The sequence below is a fragment of the Pseudomonas sp. MYb327 genome (assembly GCF_040438925.1).
Lineage (GTDB): Bacteria > Pseudomonadota > Gammaproteobacteria > Pseudomonadales > Pseudomonadaceae > Aquipseudomonas.
On record NZ_CP159258.1, the window covers coordinates 887,518 to 906,128 of the forward strand.

21 protein-coding genes are annotated in these 18,611 nt (G+C 58.2%); 14 read left to right on the top strand and 7 right to left on the bottom strand.

The genetic code is table 11. The features are described 5' to 3' along the window. Positions 1-98 precede the first annotated feature (98 nt). Complete coding sequence (locus ABVN21_RS04075) at positions 99-689, bottom strand: cysteine hydrolase family protein (RefSeq protein WP_339556009.1); 591 nt, start codon at positions 687-689, stop codon at positions 99-101. Between the two features lie 239 nt (positions 690-928). On the opposite strand from ABVN21_RS04075, the gene prmB reads away from it, so the two are divergent. Beyond that, positions 929-1,837: a 50S ribosomal protein L3 N(5)-glutamine methyltransferase gene (gene prmB, locus ABVN21_RS04080; protein ID WP_339556008.1), complete on the top strand. Its 909-nt coding sequence runs from the start codon at positions 929-931 to the stop codon at positions 1,835-1,837. Between the two features lie 170 nt (positions 1,838-2,007). Here prmB and ABVN21_RS04085 read toward each other — a convergent pair whose 3' ends face one another. Together ABVN21_RS04085 and ABVN21_RS04090 are read right to left on the bottom strand one after the other, a co-directional pair. Further along, the gene (locus ABVN21_RS04085; protein ID WP_339556007.1) at positions 2,008-2,799 is read right to left on the bottom strand and encodes a hypothetical protein; all 792 of its coding nucleotides are present in this window, start codon (positions 2,797-2,799) and stop codon (positions 2,008-2,010) included. A 99-nt stretch (positions 2,800-2,898) separates the two neighbouring features. After that, complete coding sequence (locus ABVN21_RS04090; RefSeq protein ID WP_339556006.1) at positions 2,899-3,897, bottom strand: alpha/beta fold hydrolase; 999 nt, start codon at positions 3,895-3,897, stop codon at positions 2,899-2,901. Between the two features lie 84 nt (positions 3,898-3,981). Between ABVN21_RS04090 and aroC the strand changes: the two genes are divergently transcribed. From aroC to mtnC, 5 genes are read left to right on the top strand one after another with little or no spacing between them, the layout of a single operon-like run. After that, positions 3,982-5,073, top strand: coding sequence for a chorismate synthase (aroC, locus tag ABVN21_RS04095; RefSeq protein WP_339556005.1), 1,092 nt, complete (start codon positions 3,982-3,984; stop codon positions 5,071-5,073). Between the two features lie 34 nt (positions 5,074-5,107). Next, on the top strand, positions 5,108-6,253 hold the full coding sequence (locus ABVN21_RS04100) for an MFS transporter (protein WP_339556004.1): 1,146 nt from the start codon (positions 5,108-5,110) through the stop codon (positions 6,251-6,253). Continuing rightward, on the top strand, positions 6,250-6,876 hold the full coding sequence (locus ABVN21_RS04105) for a methylthioribulose 1-phosphate dehydratase (RefSeq protein ID WP_339556003.1): 627 nt from the start codon (positions 6,250-6,252) through the stop codon (positions 6,874-6,876). Before ABVN21_RS04100 ends, ABVN21_RS04105 begins: the two co-directional genes overlap by 4 nt. Before the next feature lie 20 nt (positions 6,877-6,896). Then, the gene (locus tag ABVN21_RS04110) at positions 6,897-7,442 is read left to right on the top strand and encodes an acireductone dioxygenase (RefSeq protein WP_339556002.1); all 546 of its coding nucleotides are present in this window, start codon (positions 6,897-6,899) and stop codon (positions 7,440-7,442) included. A 4-nt stretch (positions 7,443-7,446) separates the two neighbouring features. Then, positions 7,447-8,130, top strand: coding sequence for an acireductone synthase (gene mtnC / locus ABVN21_RS04115; protein ID WP_339556001.1), 684 nt, complete (start codon positions 7,447-7,449; stop codon positions 8,128-8,130). Between the two features lie 104 nt (positions 8,131-8,234). On the opposite strand, the gene ABVN21_RS04120 is transcribed toward mtnC, so the two are convergent. After that, entirely contained in the window at positions 8,235-8,516 is a 282-nt protein-coding gene (locus ABVN21_RS04120) for a DUF3509 domain-containing protein (RefSeq protein WP_339556000.1), read from the bottom strand. Positions 8,517-8,859: 343 nt separating this feature from the next. Here ABVN21_RS04120 and ABVN21_RS04125 point away from each other — a divergent pair, with 343 nt between their 5' ends. The 7 genes from ABVN21_RS04125 (at position 8,860) to ABVN21_RS04155 (ending at position 14,407) form a co-directional block, all read left to right on the top strand. Further along, a complete protein-coding gene (locus ABVN21_RS04125) occupies positions 8,860-10,698 on the top strand; it encodes a long-chain-acyl-CoA synthetase (RefSeq protein WP_339555998.1) in 1,839 nt (612 codons plus the stop codon). Positions 10,699-10,794: 96 nt separating this feature from the next. Further along, positions 10,795-11,313 (top strand): ankyrin repeat domain-containing protein, encoded by a 519-nt coding sequence (locus ABVN21_RS04130; RefSeq protein WP_034151300.1) that lies wholly within the window; start codon positions 10,795-10,797, stop codon positions 11,311-11,313. A 178-nt stretch (positions 11,314-11,491) separates the two neighbouring features. Further along, positions 11,492-12,022 (top strand): hypothetical protein, encoded by a 531-nt coding sequence (locus ABVN21_RS04135; RefSeq protein WP_339555997.1) that lies wholly within the window; start codon positions 11,492-11,494, stop codon positions 12,020-12,022. An 83-nt stretch (positions 12,023-12,105) separates the two neighbouring features. Then, a complete protein-coding gene (locus ABVN21_RS04140; protein ID WP_339555996.1) occupies positions 12,106-12,297 on the top strand; it encodes a PLDc N-terminal domain-containing protein in 192 nt (63 codons plus the stop codon). 238 nt (positions 12,298-12,535) lie between these two features. Further along, a complete protein-coding gene (gene speE / locus ABVN21_RS04145) occupies positions 12,536-13,411 on the top strand; it encodes a polyamine aminopropyltransferase (RefSeq protein WP_339555995.1) in 876 nt (291 codons plus the stop codon). Between the two features lie 210 nt (positions 13,412-13,621). Further along, positions 13,622-13,855, top strand: a complete 234-nt coding sequence (locus ABVN21_RS04150) for a hypothetical protein (protein WP_339555994.1) — start codon at positions 13,622-13,624, stop codon at positions 13,853-13,855. A gap of 210 nt (positions 13,856-14,065) precedes the next feature. Further along, positions 14,066-14,407 carry a ribonuclease E inhibitor RraB gene (locus ABVN21_RS04155; protein ID WP_060541568.1) on the top strand — a complete coding sequence of 114 codons (342 nt, stop codon included), beginning with the start codon at positions 14,066-14,068 and terminating at the stop codon, positions 14,405-14,407. A gap of 71 nt (positions 14,408-14,478) precedes the next feature. On the opposite strand, the gene ABVN21_RS04160 is transcribed toward ABVN21_RS04155, so the two are convergent. Further along, positions 14,479-15,246 carry a class III extradiol ring-cleavage dioxygenase gene (locus ABVN21_RS04160; protein WP_339555993.1) on the bottom strand — a complete coding sequence of 256 codons (768 nt, stop codon included), beginning with the start codon at positions 15,244-15,246 and terminating at the stop codon, positions 14,479-14,481. Positions 15,247-15,347: 101 nt separating this feature from the next. On the opposite strand from ABVN21_RS04160, the gene ABVN21_RS04165 reads away from it, so the two are divergent. Further along, positions 15,348-16,004, top strand: coding sequence for a thiopurine S-methyltransferase (locus ABVN21_RS04165; RefSeq protein ID WP_339555992.1), 657 nt, complete (start codon positions 15,348-15,350; stop codon positions 16,002-16,004). A gap of 117 nt (positions 16,005-16,121) precedes the next feature. Here ABVN21_RS04165 and htpX read toward each other — a convergent pair whose 3' ends face one another. Both htpX and ABVN21_RS04175 read right to left on the bottom strand, forming a co-directional pair. After that, positions 16,122-17,012, bottom strand: a complete 891-nt coding sequence (htpX, locus tag ABVN21_RS04170) for a protease HtpX (RefSeq protein ID WP_034151308.1) — start codon at positions 17,010-17,012, stop codon at positions 16,122-16,124. A gap of 316 nt (positions 17,013-17,328) precedes the next feature. Continuing rightward, positions 17,329-18,540 carry a pyridoxal phosphate-dependent aminotransferase gene (locus ABVN21_RS04175; protein ID WP_007983502.1) on the bottom strand — a complete coding sequence of 404 codons (1,212 nt, stop codon included), beginning with the start codon at positions 18,538-18,540 and terminating at the stop codon, positions 17,329-17,331. Positions 18,541-18,611: the final 71 nt, after the last annotated feature.

The window sequence follows — 18,611 nt, forward strand, 5'->3', positions numbered from 1 at the left end:
CCGGGAGTTGACCGGGATGTTCCTGAGGCTAAGACAATTACGGCTGTTGAGCGGCTTTTGCGGATGAGCGGTGGTTTGGACCGCTCATGGAGGTGTTTTCAAACCAGTTCGTTGGTCATTGCGAGGGCGGCAAAGTTGTCGGCCATGATCGCCATTTCGGTCTGCTGCACATGCTCGGCGCTCAGGACGACGCCTTTGTACGGCAGATCGCGGGTGGCGCAGGCGTCTTCAACGAGGGTGCAACGGAAGCCGAGGTTTTTCGCCGCACGCACGGTGGTGCTGACACTGGAATGGCTCATGAAGCCGCATACCACCAGATCCACCGAGCCCAGTTCTTCCAGGCGTTTTTTCAGATCCGTGCCGTGGAAAGCACTCGGCAGGATTTTTTCGATCTTGATTTCGCCGTCCAGCGGCTCCAGCCCGGGAATGAATTGCCCGCGTTCGCCGCGTGGGTCGAAGAGCCCGCCAACGGTGCCGAGATGACTGACATGAACAATCGGTCGGCCGGCGGCGCGGGCAGCAGTGACCAATTGTTTGATGTTCGCGACGGCAGCATCCATGCCGCTCAGGGCCAGCGGACCACTGAGATATTCTTTCTGGGCATCGATGATGATGAGGGTCGCGTGGCTCAGTTTGGCTGCTGCGTAACCGCGGCCGCTGAGTTGAAACATCGTTTGTGGAACGGACATTCTGGGGCTCCTCGGAGTGGGGCTTTTGCGCCATTGTCCTCTGGCTGAGCGCTTCTGTGAATCGCTACCATCGTAGGCACCGTCGTTACTGGCGTGCAGCGTTGTCAAGTGATCCGTTTTGTTCAATACCCGGCTGAAAAAAGAGAATAGTCCTACATTTGCTCCGGTGTTTTTCCTGCGTCGTCGTGACGTCGTTTGGCTGATAGAATCGCCCGTCGATTTTTCTGGAGTTTGCCGTCGTGATCACTTCCCGCCTTCGCACCCTGCGTGACCATATCCGTTGGGCCGTCAGCCGCTTCCATGGGGAGGATCTGTTTTTCGGCCATGGCACCGACAACGCCTGGGACGAAGCCCGTCAACTGGTGTTGGGTGCGCTGCACCTGCCGTGGGAAATCGCCGACAGCTACCTCGACTGCAATCTGGAAGAAGACGAACTCGTCCACCTGCAGCATTTGCTCAAGCGTCGTATCGAAAAACGTGTGCCGACGGCTTATCTGTTGGGTGAAGCCTGGTTCTGTGGCATGTCGTTCATCGTCGACGAGCGCGTGTTGATCCCGCGTTCGCCGATTGGCGAATTGATCGAAAACCGTTTTACACCGTGGCTGGGCACCGAACCTGCAAGGATTCTCGACCTGTGCACCGGCTCCGGTTGCATCGGTATTGCCTGCGCTTACGAGTTCCAGAGCGCCGAAGTGGTGTTGGCCGATCTGTCGTTCGAAGCGCTGGAAGTGGCCAACCAGAACATCGAGCGCCACGGCGTCGATGAGCGGGTCTACACCGTGCAGGGCGATGGTTTCGATGGTTTGCCGGGGCAGCGTTTCGACCTGATCGTGTCGAACCCGCCTTACGTCGATGCCGAAGATTTCGCCGACATGCCGGACGAATACCAGCACGAACCGGAACTGGGCCTGGCGTGCGGCGATGATGGCTTGAACCTGGTGCGGCGCATGCTCGCCGAAGCGGCGGATCACCTGACCGAGAAGGGCTTGTTGATTGTCGAGGTGGGTAACAGCCAGGTTCACGTCGAGGCGTTGTACCCCGAAGTCGACTTCGCCTGGCTAGAGTTCGAGCGCGGTGGGCATGGGGTGTTCATGTTGACCGCCGAACAGTGCCGCGATCATCAGGCGTTGTTCGCTTCCCGTGTATGACTTCAATGATTGTGGCGAGGGAGCTTGCTCCCGCTCGGCTGCGTAGCAGCCGCACGGCGCCGGTCGTTGAAACCCTATCGCTGGCAAGCAAGCTCCTGCAGGTCGTGCCCAAGTCAGTGGCAAACACCAAACTTGTGGGAGCTGGCTTGCCAGCGATGGCACGCCGCCGGTTACCGGTGCGTCGCAATCCAGATCAACAACCCCGCCTGAAACACCGCAAACGACACCAGGCAAGTAATGGTGAAACGCAACCCGGCGTCTTCGCGCTTGTACTTGCTGACCTTCTCTTCGTGTTTCTTCAGTTTGACTTCCTGCTCCGCCAGATTCTGTTCGGCCTGCTGAAGCATCTGCGCTGCCTCGATAATTTCCACGATCTGCAGTTTTTCAGTGTTCCAGTCGCCGGTCAGGTCGCCGACCTGCACCGCTTTGACGCTGCCCTTCAAATGCTGGGCGTCAGCGTAAACAACATCGAAACCATGCACCCGCAGAAAGTGATCGCGACGCAGGCGGGTGTCTTCGTTTAGCGCGTCCTTGTTGTTCAGGTCGGTGCCGTCGACCGTGTAACCGGGCCATCTCTTCTTCGCCCAAGTAATGCCTTGCGCCGCCATGAAGCGGCCGATGCCGCGGTTCAGCGGTTCGATCTGCAGGCCGCTGTCCGGCCCGAAATGCACGCGTTTGTCGGCATGATCGACCCACACGTCCAGGTGATTCTGTTCCTTGCGCACGCGTTGGCCGGGCAGGGTGATTCTCATGCGCATCAGGCTGCGCTGTTTGTCATTGCGTTCGGCGTAACCGAATTCGACAAAGCGCAGGGGCCGCCCACCGGTGTGGCGGTCGGTCTGCAACGGCGCCAGACGGAGCATCTTGTGGTGCTCGACGTGGACGTCCGCCCAGGGTAGCTCGACCGCTGGCGGTGCGTCTTTTTCCGCGGTGGTATCAGGTGAAGTCTGGGTATCAGTCATAACGGCGAGATCCTGTCCAAGCTCTGCTTGCCGCCAGCCAGTGCGCTGGCGACAAAGGCTTATCGGCCGTTTTTTTCAGGACTGGAGGGCAAACAGCGCTTAACTGGTGCGAAGTCCGTCAATAAACCCAAGGATTCGCGCACCCAGCTCGGCCGCCAGGGGCAATTGCGGATCTTTATAGGAAGCCAATTGCCGTTTTACGTCGTTGGGCACGATGCGCATGACGTGGTTCATGCCTTCAATCAGTGCCAGTTCGGCGTCAGGTTTGGCGGCTTTGAGCAGTTTGGCGTCGTTGATGCCGACCTGAATGTCGTTGCTGCCCTGGATGATCAGCGCCGGCATTTTCAGTTTGGCGAACGCCGCCGCCGGGTCCTGGCGGAACAGCGAAATCAGGTACGGCTGCACACTTGGGCGGAAAATCACCTGCAATTGCGGCGGTACGTTGTTGTCGGTTTTTCCGGCCTTGAGGCTGTCGAGCAATTCATTGCTGCGCAGCATTAGCGGTGGTGGCAGGCGATTGCCCAGTTGCTCGCGCAAGACTTGATCGATCGGCCGGGCGCTGCCGGACATGGAAATCACCGCCGCCGCATCGACGCTCGGCGCCGCGAGGCTGGCGATCAACGCACCTTCACTGTGGCCCAACAGAATCAGCTGGCTGAAGCGCGGATCGGTTTTAAGTTTTCGGCTCCAGGCTTCGGCGTCGGCGACATAGGCCTCTACCGTCAGATTACGCTCGTCCGGTGTGGCCGCCAGGCTCGCGGCCACGCCGCGCTTGTCGTAGCGCACGCTGGCGATGTTGTGTTTGGCCAGCACCCAGGCCAGTCGTTTCAGGCTGTCGTTACGCCCGCCCTCGGGGTTGTTTCCGTCGCGATCCGTAGGACCGGAGCCGGAAATAATCAGGACAACCGGCACCGGTGTGTCGGATTTTGGCAACAGCAATGAGCCGAAAAGCTCACCGGTGCCGGTGTCCAACGTGATCGGCCTTTGCAGGACAGTGGCCTGGGCGAAGCCGGAAATCAGGGTAAGGCTCAAGGCTAGAACTCGCAGCATCATCACGCCATCATTAACAAGATGCCGGTTGGACTCACCGGCACCCATAAGGTTCGAGGATGAACTACTTGGGTAGCCTGCGTATACTGGCGCGCATTACGTATTCAGGTTCGATTTCACGGAGCGTCCCGCATGTCCGGCAATACCTACGGCAAGCTGTTCACTGTCACCACCGCTGGCGAAAGCCATGGTCCGGCGTTGGTCGCCATTGTCGATGGCTGCCCGCCGGGCCTGGAGATTTCCCTTGAGGATCTGCAGCGCGACCTGGACCGCCGCAAGCCTGGCACCAGCCGCCACACCACCCAACGCCAGGAAGCCGACGAAGTCGAAATCCTCTCCGGCGTGTTCGAAGGTCGTACCACCGGTTGTGCCATTGGCCTGTTGATTCGCAACACCGACCAGAAGTCCAAGGACTACTCGGCGATCAAGGATCTGTTCCGCCCGGCCCACGCCGACTACACCTATCACCACAAATACGGCGAGCGCGATTACCGTGGCGGCGGCCGCAGTTCGGCCCGCGAAACCGCGATGCGTGTGGCCGCTGGTGCGATTGCTAAAAAGTACCTGGCCAGTCAGGGCATCGTCATTCGCGGCTATATGAGCCAACTCGGCCCGATCGAAATTCCTTTCAAGACCTGGGAATCGGTCGAACAAAACGCCTTCTTCAGTCCTGATCCGGACAAAGTGCCGGAACTGGAAGCCTATATGGACCAGTTGCGTCGCGACCAGGATTCGGTCGGCGCGAAGATCACCGTGGTGGCTGAAGGCGTAATGCCGGGTCTGGGCGAACCGATTTTCGACCGCCTCGACGCCGAACTGGCCCACGCGCTGATGAGCATCAACGCAGTGAAGGGCGTGGAAATCGGCGCCGGTTTTGCCAGTGTCGCCCAGCGCGGCACCGAGCACCGCGATGAAATGACCCCGGAAGGTTTCCTCAGCAACAACGCTGGCGGCATCCTCGGCGGCATTTCTTCCGGTCAGCCGATCGTCGCGCACCTGGCGCTGAAACCGACGTCCAGCATCACCACGCCAGGCCGTTCCATCGACATCAACGGCAATCCGGTGGACGTGATCACTAAGGGGCGCCACGACCCGTGCGTCGGCATCCGCGCCACGCCGATTGCCGAAGCAATGATGGCCATCGTGCTGATGGATCACCTGCTGCGTCACCGCGGGCAGAACGCCGATGTGCGCGTGAGCACGCCGGTGCTGGGTCAGCTTTAATGGCCGACCTCACGGCCGCCAGGGTCTGACGACGTTGGCGGCGCTCCCGTACTGGCGGCTTTCCAGTTTCTATCTGTTTTATTTCGCCTTGCTCGGTTCGACAGCGCCGTTCCTGGCGCTGTACTTCGATCATCTCGGATTTTCCGCGGCGCGCATCGGCGAGTTGGTGGCGATCCCGATGTTGATGCGCTGCGTTGCACCGAACATCTGGGGCTGGCTCGGTGACTACACTGGCCGGCGCCTGGCCATCGTGCGCTTCGGCGCGGTCTGCACGCTGCTGACGTTTTCGCTGATTTTCGTCAGCAAGACTTACGCCTGGCTGGCGATGGTCATGGCCTTGCACGCGTTCTTCTGGCACGCGGTATTGCCGCAATTCGAAGTCATCACCCTGGCGCACCTGAACGGGCAGACCTCGCGCTACAGCCAGATTCGCCTGTGGGGCTCCATTGGTTTCATCATCACCGTGGTCGCGCTCGGGCGCTTGTTCGAATGGCTTAGCCTCGACATTTACCCAGCGGCGCTGGTGCTGATCATGGCCGGTATCGTGCTCAGCAGTCTGTGGGTGCCGAACGCTCAACCGATCCAGGGTGAACGCTTGACGGGGGACGGGTTCCTCGCCCAATTGCGCAGCCCCGGCGTCTTGGCGTTCTATGGTTGCGTGGCGCTGATGCAGATGAGCCACGGGCCGTATTACACGTTTTTGACCTTGCACCTTGAACGTCTGGGTTACAGCCGTGGCGTGATCGGCATGCTCTGGGCCGTCGGCGTCGTGGCCGAGGTTTTGATGTTTATGTTCATGAGCAAGATTCTTGCGCGCTTCTCAATCCGCCGGGTGCTGCTGGCGAGTTTTCTATTGGCGGCGTTGCGCTGGATATTGCTCGGGTCATTGGCCGAGTTTCTCTGGGTATTGTTGTTTGCCCAAGTGCTGCACGCGGCGACGTTCGGCAGCTTTCACGCCGCTGCCATTTCATTCGTGCAACGTAGCTTCGGCGCGCGCCAGCAAGGGCAGGGCCAGGCGTTGTACGCCGCATTGGCCGGCACCGGCGGCGCACTGGGCGCGTTGTATTCCGGTTATAGCTGGAACGCACTCGGCGCGGCATGGACCTTTAGTATTGCCAGTCTCGCAGCCCTCGCGGCTGCCGTTATCATTGCCACACGTATGCAAGAGGACAGGCCATGAGCCTTACCCGTGAACACCTCGCCCAGGAAATCATCGACGCCGGGCGTTTTCTTTATGGCCGTGGCTGGTCTCCGGCCACCAGCAGCAATTATTCAAACCGTTTGTCGGCGACCGAAGCCTTGCTGACGGTGTCCGGCAAACATAAAGGCCAGTTGGGCCTCGACGATGTGCTGGCCACCGACCTGTCGGGCAACAGCCTGGAACCGGGGAAGAAACCGTCCGCCGAAACGTTGCTGCACACGCAACTTTACAACTGGCGCGCGGAAATCGGCGCGGTGCTGCACACCCATTCGGTGAATGCGACGGTGCTGTCGCGGCTGACGCGAGAGGATTTCATCGAGTTCGAAGACTACGAGCTGCAAAAAGCCTTCAGCGGTGTTTCGACCCACGAATCCCGTGTGCGGGTGCCGATTTTCGACAACGATCAGGACATTGCGCGCCTCGCCGCCAAGGTTCAGCCTTGGCTCGAAGCCCACCCCGATTGCGTGGGTTATCTGATTCGCGGCCATGGCCTCTACACCTGGGGCGCGCGCATGAGCGACGCCCTGCGGCAGATCGAGGCCTTTGAATTTTTGTTCGAGTGCGAGTTGAAGATGCTCTCGCTCTCTAACCGTAAAGCATGAACCGTTAAGGAGTTGCCCTGATGAGCAGCCTGTCCGTTTACCACGTCTCCAGCCCTGAAATTCCCAACAAGGTGCTGACCCATCTCGAAGATATTCAGTCGACCCTGGCTGAGCAAGGCGTGCGTTTCGACCGTTGGCAAGCCGCGGCGAAGATCCAGCCCGGCGCCGGCCAGGAGGAAGTGATCGCCGCCTATCAGGAGCAGATCGACAAGTTGATGACCGAGCGCGGTTACATCACCGTCGATGTCATCAGCCTCAACAGCGATCACCCGCAAAAAGCCGAGCTGCGCGCCAAGTTCCTCGACGAACATCGTCATGGCGAAGACGAAGTACGCTTTTTCGTCGCCGGTCGTGGGCTGTTTACCTTGCACATCGACGACTACGTCTACGCCGTACTTTGCGAGAAAAATGACCTGATCTCGGTGCCGGCCGGCACCCCGCACTGGTTCGACATGGGCGAGCATCCGCATTTTGTCGCGATCCGCCTGTTCAACAACCCGGAAGGCTGGGTGGCCAATTTCACCGGCGAAGACATCGCCAGCCGTTTCCCGCGTCTTGAGGACTGAGTCGATGCCGATCAAAGCGATTCTTACCGACATCGAAGGCACCACCAGCGCGGTGAGTTTTGTGTTCGACGTGCTGTTTCCTTACGCCGCCAAACACCTGCCGGAATTCGTCCGCCAGAACGCCGAGCGCTCAGATGTGGCCGAACAATTGGCCGCCGTACGCCTCGACAGCAACGAGCCGAATGCCGACGTCGAGCGGGTCATCGAGATATTGCTGGGCTGGATTGCCGAAGACCGTAAGGCCACGCCGCTCAAGGCTTTGCAAGGGATGGTCTGGGAGCAGGGCTATCAGGCCGGACACTTGAAAGGTCACGTGTATCCGGATGCGGTCGAAGCGCTCAAGCGCTGGCATCAGGCAGGCTATCAACTGTTCGTTTATTCCTCGGGCTCGATCCAGGCACAGCGCCTGGTCTTCGGCTGCTCGGAGGCGGGGGATTTGACGCCGTTGTTCAGCGGCTATTTCGACACCACGTCGGGGCCCAAGCGAGAACCGCAGTCCTACGCCAACATCACGAAGGCTATTGGCCTGGAAGCGGCGCAGATTTTGTTCCTGTCGGACATCGTCGAAGAGCTCGATGCGGCGCGTGCAGCGGGGATGGCGACTTGCGGACTGGCCCGCGAGGGCGGTGAGCTGGCAGGGCACGTGACTGTGGACAGTTTTGCGCGAATCGATCCTTTGGTGTTTTAAAGTAAAAACCCAACTCAAAAGATCGCAGCCTTCGGCAGCTCCTACACGGCTTTATGTAGGAGTAGCCGAAGGCTGCGATCTTTTAATCTTTCCCGCTTGAACATTTACAGCGAGTGATAAGTCGGCAGGGCAAACCGTTGCTGACTCTGCAGCATGGAGATTTGCGGCAGTTCACTCGCTTGTTCAGCCAGATCACGGCGAATCGCACTGATGACCCACGACAATTGGTCGCCGTTGTGCAATTGCTGATAGGAAATCGAGCGTTTGAACACTCTGTCTTCTGCGCCGCCGCGCAGCGTCAGCAGAATCCCGCCGTCAGGTCGTGCCTGGGTGGAGACTTCGAAGTTGGAGAACAAGGATGCAAATTTTTCCTGGATCAGGCTCATGTCTTTCAGCTCCGTAAGTACTTGAATGGCAAGCATGCGGAGAGAGCTGCAGCGATTGTGCCAGTATTTGAAATTGATAAAAATCGTTATAAAACAATAACTTATATTTTTTGTGGATTTTTTGTTTCGTGCAATCTGCATGAAGGGCCATCGTGCATCCTGCATTTTGCGAGATCGTCGGCGATTGAATGGAACCATTCGGCATCCCGGTGCTCACCATTTTTCGCATCGCTTCGCGGATACAAAACATTTCAAAAACTGCGTGTACAGCGCCAGAACCGTTGACGTATTTTCGGACTCAATCTACGCCGCCCGATAATAAGAAGATCGAACGGGAGCAACCATGAGCCGCACGCCAAGCGCCAAGATTACCTGGAGCATGATGCTCCGCAAGCTGCCTTCGATTGCCAAAGCCATTCCTCGGGTGGTCAAGGGAATGAAGGTTGCCAACGTCAAGGATCCGACCCAATCGTGTGGCCTGGGCTGGAGTTTCGAGCAAGCGACCTTGCGAAATCCCGATGGCCCGGCCTTGTTGCATGGCGAAGTGACGCTGAGTTATGCACAGGTCAACGAGTGGGCCAATCGCATCGCCCATCACCTGACTACCCAGGGCATCGGCAAGGGCGATGTGGTCGCAGTCTTCATCGAGAATCGTCCGGAACTGCTGGTAACGATTCTGGCGGTGGCCAAAGTCGGTGCCATCAGTGCCTTGCTCAATACCTCACAGACCCGGGATGCCCTCGCGCACAGCCTGATCCTGGTAGCGCCGGTGGCGATCGTGGTTGGCGAAGAATTGCTTCCGGCATTTCAGGCGGTGCGCGAACGGGTGCCGATCGCGGCGGTGCGTACCTGGTTTGTCGCCGATCAGGACACTTACAGCCATCCAGGCATTGCGCCCGAGGGCTTCATCAACCTGATGACAGCCAGCATCGACACCTGCGGCGATAACCCGGCGAGCAGCCAGCAGATTTTTTTCGACGATCCTTGCTTCTACATCTACACCTCGGGCACCACGGGATTGCCCAAGGCTGGGGTGTTCAAGCATGGCCGCTGGATGCGCAGCTCGGCGAGCTTCGGCATGATCGCCCTGGATATGCGCCCGGACGACATCGTCTATTGCACCTTGCCGCTCTATCACGCCACCGGGCTTTGTGTGTGCTGGGGCTCGGCTATCAGCGGGGCCTCGGGTTTTGCCATTCGCCGCAAATTCAGCGCCAGTCAGTTTTGGAGTGACGTGCGCAAGTACCGGGCGACCACCCTCGGTTACGTCGGCGAGTTGTGCCGGTATCTGATTGATCAGCCGCCCAGCGCAGAAGACAACCAGCACCACGTGAACAAGATGATCGGCAATGGCTTGCGCCCTGGCGCCTGGAGCGAGTTCAAGACGCGTTTTGGCGTCAATCACATCTGCGAACTGTATGCGGCTAGCGACGGCAACATCGGTTTCACCAACATTCTGAATTTTGACAACACCGTCGGTTTTTCCCTGATGTCCTGGGAGTTGGCCGCGTACGATCACGACAGCGGCGCGCCTCTTCGCCAGGCCAATGGCTTCATGCGCAAGGTCGGCAAAGGCGAGCAAGGGTTACTGTTAGCGAAAATCGACGACAAGGCGCCACTGGACGGCTACACCGATCCAGAGAAAACCGCGAAAGTCGTCCTGCATGACGTATTCGTCAACGGCGATCGTTACTTCAATACCGGCGACCTGTTGCGCAACATCGGTTTTGGTCACGCGCAGTTCGTCGATCGCTTAGGTGACACCTATCGCTGGAAGGGCGAAAACGTCTCGACCACCGAAGTCGAAAACATCCTCCTGCAACACCCGCACATTTCCGAAGCCGTGGCTTATGGCGTGGAAATCCGCAACACCAACGGCCGCGCGGGAATGGCCGCGATTACCCCGGCCGAATCCCTGGCGACCCTGGATTTCAGCGAACTACTGGCCTTCGCCCGGCAACACATGCCGGCCTACGCGGTGCCATTGTTCTTGCGGGTGAAAGTGAAAATGGAGACCACCGGCACCTTCAAATACCAGAAAACCCGGCTCAAGGACGAAGGCTTCGACCCGGACAGAACCGGCGATGATCCGATCTACGCGTGGTTGCCAGGAAGCGAAACCTACGTGCAAGTCACCGATCAAGTGTTGATCGACATTCGCAGTGGGAAATACCGCTATTGAATGTGGCTATGAGCCCGCACCACAAAAAAGAAGTGACAGTGTCCAGGCTGCTCGGGAAACTGTCGGTTTTCCGAATGACAGAAAGTGGAGTGTCCAATGTCAGACCAAAGCCGCCAAATGACCCCCGAAGAAGCTGCGGAGTTTGCCGAACAGGTATTCAACAAGGCACGCGAGGGCGATGCGGCCATGATGGCTGCGCTGCTGACCAAGGGCCTGCCGCCGAACCTGCGCAACCACAAGGGCGACACCTTGCTGATGCTGGCCGCTTACCATGGCCATGTGGAAACCGTAAAAGTCCTGCTCGAACACAAGGCCGACCCGGAGATCCGCAACGACAACGGTCAAAGCCCGATCGCCGGTGCGGCCTTCAAGGGTGACCTGGCCGTGGTCACGGCGCTGGTCGAAGGTGGCGCGCAGGTTGAAGGTTCGTCCTTCGACGGCCGTACCGCGTTGATGATGGCTGCGATGTTCAACCGCGTGGCGATCGTTGACTACCTGATCAGCAAAGGCGCCGATCCCAAAGCCAAGGACGCCAATGGCGTCACCGCACTGGACGCCGCCAAGACGCTGGGCGCTACCGATACCATCGCGCAGCTGGAAAAATTGCTGGGCTGATACTGCGCAATACCTCTGTGGCGAGGGAGCTTGCTCCCCGCTCGGCTGCGAAGTAGTCGCAAATGGTCAATTTGGGGGCGCTCCTCACCCCAGCGGGAGCAAGCTCCCTCGCCACAATGTCATTGAGAATGCGGTATCCTTCGCGCCCTCAAAATTCCCTCGCTACAGGATCCACCCCATGAAAGTCGCACTCGTCGAACTCATCAGCAAAATCAGCTCCGGGTGCATGGGCGATGACGAAATCCTCAAGGTCGCTGACGAAGCGGCCCAGGCCTATGCTGATGCAGAGGGTTTTCTGACGGCCAATCCGGATATCAACTACGACGACACTTTCCCGATTCCGCTGGGCGAATGGGTGGTCGTCGGCAGCTTGCCGGAAACAGTGCTGTTCCAGGCCGATACCTACATGGATCTGTTCGCCCAAATCGTTGACTCGTTTGGCCCGGGTGTCGATTTCAATATCAAACCCAAGCAACTGGCCAAGACCGAGGCCTTGACCGCGCTCAACCGCATTCAGGTGCAGATGAGCAGCCTGAACAAGGAAAATGGCGGTTACGTGCTGATGAATTTCAGCCAGTTGCTCGACGACGAGCTGCAAGTCGTACTGGTTTTCGGCAACGACGTGCCACGGGTTCTGGAATTGTGTGCCGAAGTCGGCATCGCGGCCGCGCCTTCCCTGGAAGCCTTGAAAGTCGCTATCCACGTCTGAAACGTCAAAGCTGTCAATAAAAACGGAACCCTCGCAATGCCCGGCTATCCTAAGAGGGCAAATCACTCTTCGGGAGCGTTACCATGGGTTCCACGTTCAATAGCCTGGTAGGCCTGATCATTCTTGCCTTGGACATCTGGGCAATTATCAACGTACTGAAAAGTGGCGCCGACACTGGGATGAAAGTCCTCTGGGTGCTGTTGATCCTGTTGCTGCCGGTTTTGGGCCTGATCATCTGGGCCATTGCCGGGCCGCGGGGGAATGTCAGAATCTGAACGCTCAAAACTGTAGAAGCTGGCTTGCCGGCGATGCAGGCGACGCGGTCGTTAAAGTGCACTGCGCAGATCTTATCGCTGGCAAGCCAGCTCCCACAGGGATTGTGTGAATCAGAAGGTTCGACCTGTCATGTTCCGCGACGTAGAATGCGCGCCTTTCCCGGGCAATCGAGCCGATCGATTGGCCATCATGGGCGGGTAACCGTCCGTTGCCACCGCATTCATCGGAGCACTTCCCATGAGCAACATCCCAGCCAGCGACTACCTGGAAACCCTCTACGAAGGCTACGGCCAGCGTTTTCGCATGGAAAAACTGCTGCACGAAGTGCGCACCGAGCACCAGCACCTGGTTATCTTCGAAAACCCGCGCATGGGCCGGGTGATGGCGCTGGATGGCGTGATCCAGACCACCGAAGCCGACGAATTCATCTACCACGAAATGCTCACCCATGTGCCGATCCTGGCCCACGGCGATGCCAAGCGCGTGCTGATCATCGGCGGCGGCGACGGCGGCATGCTGCGTGAAGTCGCCAAGCACGGCAACGTTGAACACATCACCATGGTCGAGATCGACGGCACCGTGGTCGACATGTGCAAGGAGTTCCTGCCGAACCACTCCAACGGTGCGTTCGATGATCCACGCCTGAACCTGGTGATCGACGACGGCATGCGATTCGTCGCCACCACCACTGAAAAGTTCGACGTGATCATTTCCGACTCCACCGACCCGATCGGTCCGGGCGAAGTGCTGTTTTCGGAAAATTTCTACCAGGCCTGCCACCGTTGCCTGAACGAAGGCGGCATCCTCGTGACCCAGAACGGCACGCCTTTCATGCAGATCGAAGAAGTCAAAACCACCGCCGGTCGCCTGCGCAGCCTGTTCCCCGACTGGCATTTCTATCAAGCCGCGGTGCCGACTTACATCGGCGGCTCGATGACCTTCGCCTGGGGTGCGACCAATACCGCTTATCGAAAATTGTCCCGCGAAACCCTGCAACAGCGTTTCGCCGACAGCGGTATTAACACCCGCTACTACAATCCGGAAATCCACATCGGTGCGTTCGCGTTGCCGCAATACGTGCTGCAAGCAGTGAACAAGCCAAGCAACGACTGAAGAAATACTTGATGCCCTTGTAGAAGCTGGCTTGCCAGCGATGAATACGCTGCGGTCCGTCAAACACGCCGCAGTGAACCAATCGCGGGCAAGCCAGCTACCACAGGTTGTATGTTTTTATTCCAGACGCATGATCCATTTGAACGATCAGAAAGAGCAAAAGTCCAGATAGATGTAAGCCCAATTGCGGGTTTTATCGAGGAGGCACTGATGCAAAAGTGGAAAATCACTTTCGTGGATGATCACGGTGAAACTGTCGACGAAGTCTTTGAGTGCGACGAGTGCCCGGATAACGAACACGCCGCCAAACTCATCAAGGCCCGGCTCCTTCCCGTCGCTGCCGAACTGGATCTGAACGATCTGGAAGGGCGAACCACTGACGCGACTGTCAAAAGTCTCAAGTCCCAGAACAGCATTCAAATCCTCGGCATCACGCCAATCTGAACCGCACCTGTCACATTCTCAACCAGGCCTTGGCAGAGGCTCTATCTTGGGGCTAATCTGCAAGCAAGATCAGCGAATGAATCGCTAAGGTCTGGTCTTGTCAGCTACATGCTTGTTTCCCGTTGGCGCATTGGTTGCCGTCGCTCGCACAGATTGGTGGCGAGCGCTGGGAGTACGGAAAGTCTATCCATCAGTTGAGGAGGACGTTTCATGAGCACAGCCTATCAAGAAGACATCAGCAGCAGCGTGCTGCGCCGCATGAAAGAAGGCGGTTTCGACTTTTCACGGTTCCATCCCATCGAGTTTTACGCCATTTTCCCGGACGAGGAGCGGGCACGCAGGGCGGCGGGTCATTACCGTGGTGAATCCTTGAATGCGCAGATCAGTGTGCGTGACGACGGCGCCTGGGCGTTGGAGTTGAGCAAGGTCATGTACGCCACTTACGATGACATTGGCGACTTCGAGCAGGGGTTCGAAGCGGTGGTCGAGCCACTGGGCGGCATCATTGAAGGCTGGGGTGTCAAACAGGAGGTACGAGGGCGACTCGCATAACTTTATGAACAGTGACACTCGGCAACAGCGGCTAACCCATGGGTTAGCCGTTTTCGTTTCTGTATCTTCGATCACCCGAATCGATAAATGTCCATGCCCAACGCACCCATGGTGAATCCTTGATGGGCAATGCTGAAATCTCCACCGGCACTGCGGGCAAAGTACAGCGGCAGCAAATGTTCATCGCTGGGATGGTTACGCACGGCATTCGGTGCTTGCCGGCGATAATCGTGAAGGGCAGCCTCGTCGTTGGCCGCGAGTTTTTCGATCATCCAGTCACGGAACGCTTGCGCCCATGGCTCGACGCTCTCTGGGCCGGCATGCCAGTCCAGCTCGCGCAAGTTGTGGGTGATGCTGCCGGAGCCGATCAGTAGCACACCCTGTTCACGCAGGCTGGCCAGGGCATGACCGACCCGGGTTTGCAGCGCGGGGCTGCCACGAGTCGGGAGCGAAACCTGGACAATCGGGATATCCGCCTGCGGGTACATCAAAGACAAGGGCACCCAAACGCCGTGGTCGAACGGCCGTTTGCTGTCGATACGAGCGGGGAGATCACCGGCCTTCAGCAGTTCGATAACCTCTACTGCCAGTTGCGGATCACCGGGTGCGGGGTATTGCACTTCGAACAATGCCCTGGGAAATCCACCGAAGTCATGCCAGGTGTCCGGCCGGGGATTTCCGCTGACCAACAGTTCATCGCTTTCCCAGTGCGCGGAAACAATTACGATGGCGCGGGGCTTTGGCATCTCTGCCGCCAGGCGCGCCAAGGCCGGTCCGCTGGCGCCGGGTTCCAGGGCCAGCATGGGGGAACCATGGGATATGTAGAGACTGGGGAACATGAATGAGCTCCTGAGCGTAAGATGGTGCCATCTTCAGTCAGATCATTGATCTAAATCTAATATAAGTTTTAGGGTGTTTTGATCGAATTTTGGGGTTACTTATGCAGCCGGAGTTTTGGCACAAGAAGTGGGCGTCGAATCAGATCGGCTTTCACTTGCCGCAAGTGAATCCTTTTCTGCAAAGGTTTTGGCCGCAATTAGGCGTGGACGATGGCGCACGTGTGCTGGTGCCGTTGTGTGGGAAGAGTCTGGATTTGTTGTGGCTCGCACGCGAAGGCCACGAGGTGTTGGGAATCGAGCTATCGGAAAAGGCCATTCAAGATTTTTTCAATGAGCATCAGTTCGACCCCGACGTCACTGAGCAGGGGCCTTTCAAGGTCTATCGGGCCGGTTCGATCGAGCTTTGGTGCGGTGATTTTTTCGCGCTGACGGCTGGAGATGTCGCCGATTGCGCCGCACTTTACGACCGCGCCGCGCTGATTGCGCTGCCACCGTCAATGCGTGAGCAATACGCGGCTCATCTGATACGGATTCTGCCGAAGGATGCGCTTGGGTTGTTGATTACGCTGGATTACGACCAGGCCCAAATGCCCGGTCCGCCGTTTGCCGTGCTGGATGAAGAAGTTCAGCGGTTGTTAGGGGCCTCGTGGGCGCTGAAGATCCTGGAAGATCAGGATGTGCTGAGCGAGAGCGGGAAGTTTCTGGAAGCGGGCATCACGCGGCTGGAGGAACGGGTTTATCGGCTGACGGGCCGTTAAAAGCAAAAGATCGCAGCCTGCAGCAGCTCCAGTAGGAGACGCTGCAGGCTGCGATCTTTCTTCAGGGAAAAAAAACGGGGCGATCTGATCGCCCCGTTTTTTGTCACCGTGGGATTATCAGCCCCGACGACGAGCCAGCGCATCGATACGCTCTTCCAGCGGCGGGTGGCTCATAAACATGCGGGCGAACCCTTGTTTGATGCCACCATTGATGCCAAAGGCATTCAGCGTGTCAGGCATGTGCACCGGCAGGCCTTGTTCGGCACGCAGGCGTTGCAGCGCACCAATCATCGCGGCAGTACCGGCCAGGTTTGCACCGGCTTCGTCGGCACGGAATTCGCGTTTGCGCGAGAACCACATGACGATGGCGCTTGCCAGGATACCCAGGACCAGTTCGGCGAAGATGGTCGCAATGTAGTAGGCAATGCCTTGTCCTTCTTCGTTTTTGAAGATCACCTTGTCGACAAAGTTGCCGATGATCCGTGCAAAGAACATTACGAAGGTGTTCACCACGCCCTGAATCAGCGCCAGGGTAACCATGTCGCCATTGGCTACGTGGCCGATTTCGTGGGCCAGAACGGCTTTCACTTCATCTGGCGAGAAACGCTCGAGCAAACCCTGGCTAACCGCGACCAATGCGTCGTTCTTGTTCCAGCCGGTGGCGAAGGCGTTTGCCTCGTAGGCCGGGAAAATCCCGACTTCCGGCATCTTGATCCCGGCTTCACGGGACAGTTGCTCGACAGTTTGCAACAGCCATTGCTCGTGACGCGTGCGTGGCTGGGTGATGATCTGGGTGCTGGTGCTCATCTTCGCCATCCACTTGGAGATGAACAGCGAGAACAGAGAACCGGCAAAACCAAAGACCGCACAGAAAATCAGCAGCTGATTGAGGTTGAGATCAACCCCGTTGGCCGCCATGAACCCGTTGAAGCCGAAAAGGCTCAGGGTGATGCTGGCAATCAGCACGACCGCCAGGTTAGTGGCCAAAAACAGCAGGATGCGCATCATGGTTGTAGAAATCTCCTTATGCTAAAGATGTAGCGTACTGCGGGGTATATAAGGTGCTGCTTCTGGGTATTCAACCGGGTGACTATTTCAAACTGTGTCCTACAGCAAGAGCTTAGCTGCTTGAAGGGCATTTCCGATGTTGAATAAGGAAGCTTTTGTAGGCCAATTGACGTCCAGGCCCCCGAGATTGTTATACGCAACCAGGTGGGGAGTTGCCCGTCAGGGATTCAGGTGTCAGTGATTGGTAGGGCGCAAACATGTGTTGCTGAATGAATCACCGTGCGACGGGTTCCGGCATCGCACGGTGAACGACCACTTACTGGCGATAGGACTTGAGGAAGTTGCCGATGCGGCCGATCGCCATGTCCAGGTCATCGACACGCGGCAGGGTCACGACGCGGAAGTGATCCGGCCATGGCCAGTTGAAAGCCGTGCCTTGCACGACCAGCAACTTCTCGGAGAGCAGCAGGTCGAGGACGAATTTTTCGTCGTTGTGGATCGGGCAGACTTTCGGGTCGATGCGCGGGAACGCGTACAGTGCGCCCATAGGCTTGACGCAGCTCACGCCCGGAATGTCGTTGAGCAATTCCCAGGTGCGATTGCGCTGTTCCAGCAGGCGCCCTGGCGGCAGCACCAGGTCGTTGATGCTCTGGTAGCCACCCAATGCGGTCTGGATCGCGTGCTGGCTCGGCACGTTGGCACACAGGCGCATGTTGGCCAGCATGTCGATGCCTTCGATGTAGCTCTGGGCGTGGTGTTTCGGGCCGGAGATGGCGATCCAGCCGGAGCGGAAACCCGCCACGCGATAGGACTTGGACAGGCCGTTGAACGTCAGGCACAGCAAATCTGGCGCCAGGGAAGCGGTGCAGATGTGCACAGCGTCGTCGTACAGGATCTTGTCGTAGATCTCGTCGGAGAACACCACCAGATTGTGCTGGCGCGCCAGTTCCAGCATGCCCAGCAGCACTTCCTTCGAATACACCGCGCCGGTCGGGTTGTTCGGGTTGATGATCACCAGGGCCTTGGTGTTAGGCGTGATTTTGGCCTTAATGTCGGCTAGGTCCGGCCACCAGTTGGCCTGCTCGTCGCACAGATAGTGCACCGGGTTGCCGCCCGACAGGCTCACCGCAGCGGTCCACAGTGGGTAGTCAGGGGCCGGCACCAACACTTCGTCGCCGTTGTTGAGCAGGGCCTGCATCGACATCACGATCAGCTCGGAAACGCCGTTGCCCAGGTAGATGTCTTCAATGCCGACACCTTCCACCTGCTTTTGCTGGTAATACTGCATGACGGCCTTGCGCGCGCTGAACAGGCCTTTGGAGTCGCTGTAGCCCTGGGCGGTCGGCAGGTTACGGATCACATCCTGGAGGATTTCGTCCGGCGCTTCGAAACCAAAGGGCGCCGGGTTGCCGATGTTCAGCTTGAGGATGCGATGGCCTTCCTCTTCCAGTCGTTTGGCGTGCTTGAGCACCGGGCCGCGAATGTCGTAGCAGACGTTGGCGAGCTTGTTCGATTTGCTGACCTGCATGGCGATGTGTTCCCGAAAATGAACGATCCAGGCGGCGTATGAACAACCGTACTGGGAATCCTGCGTAGTTA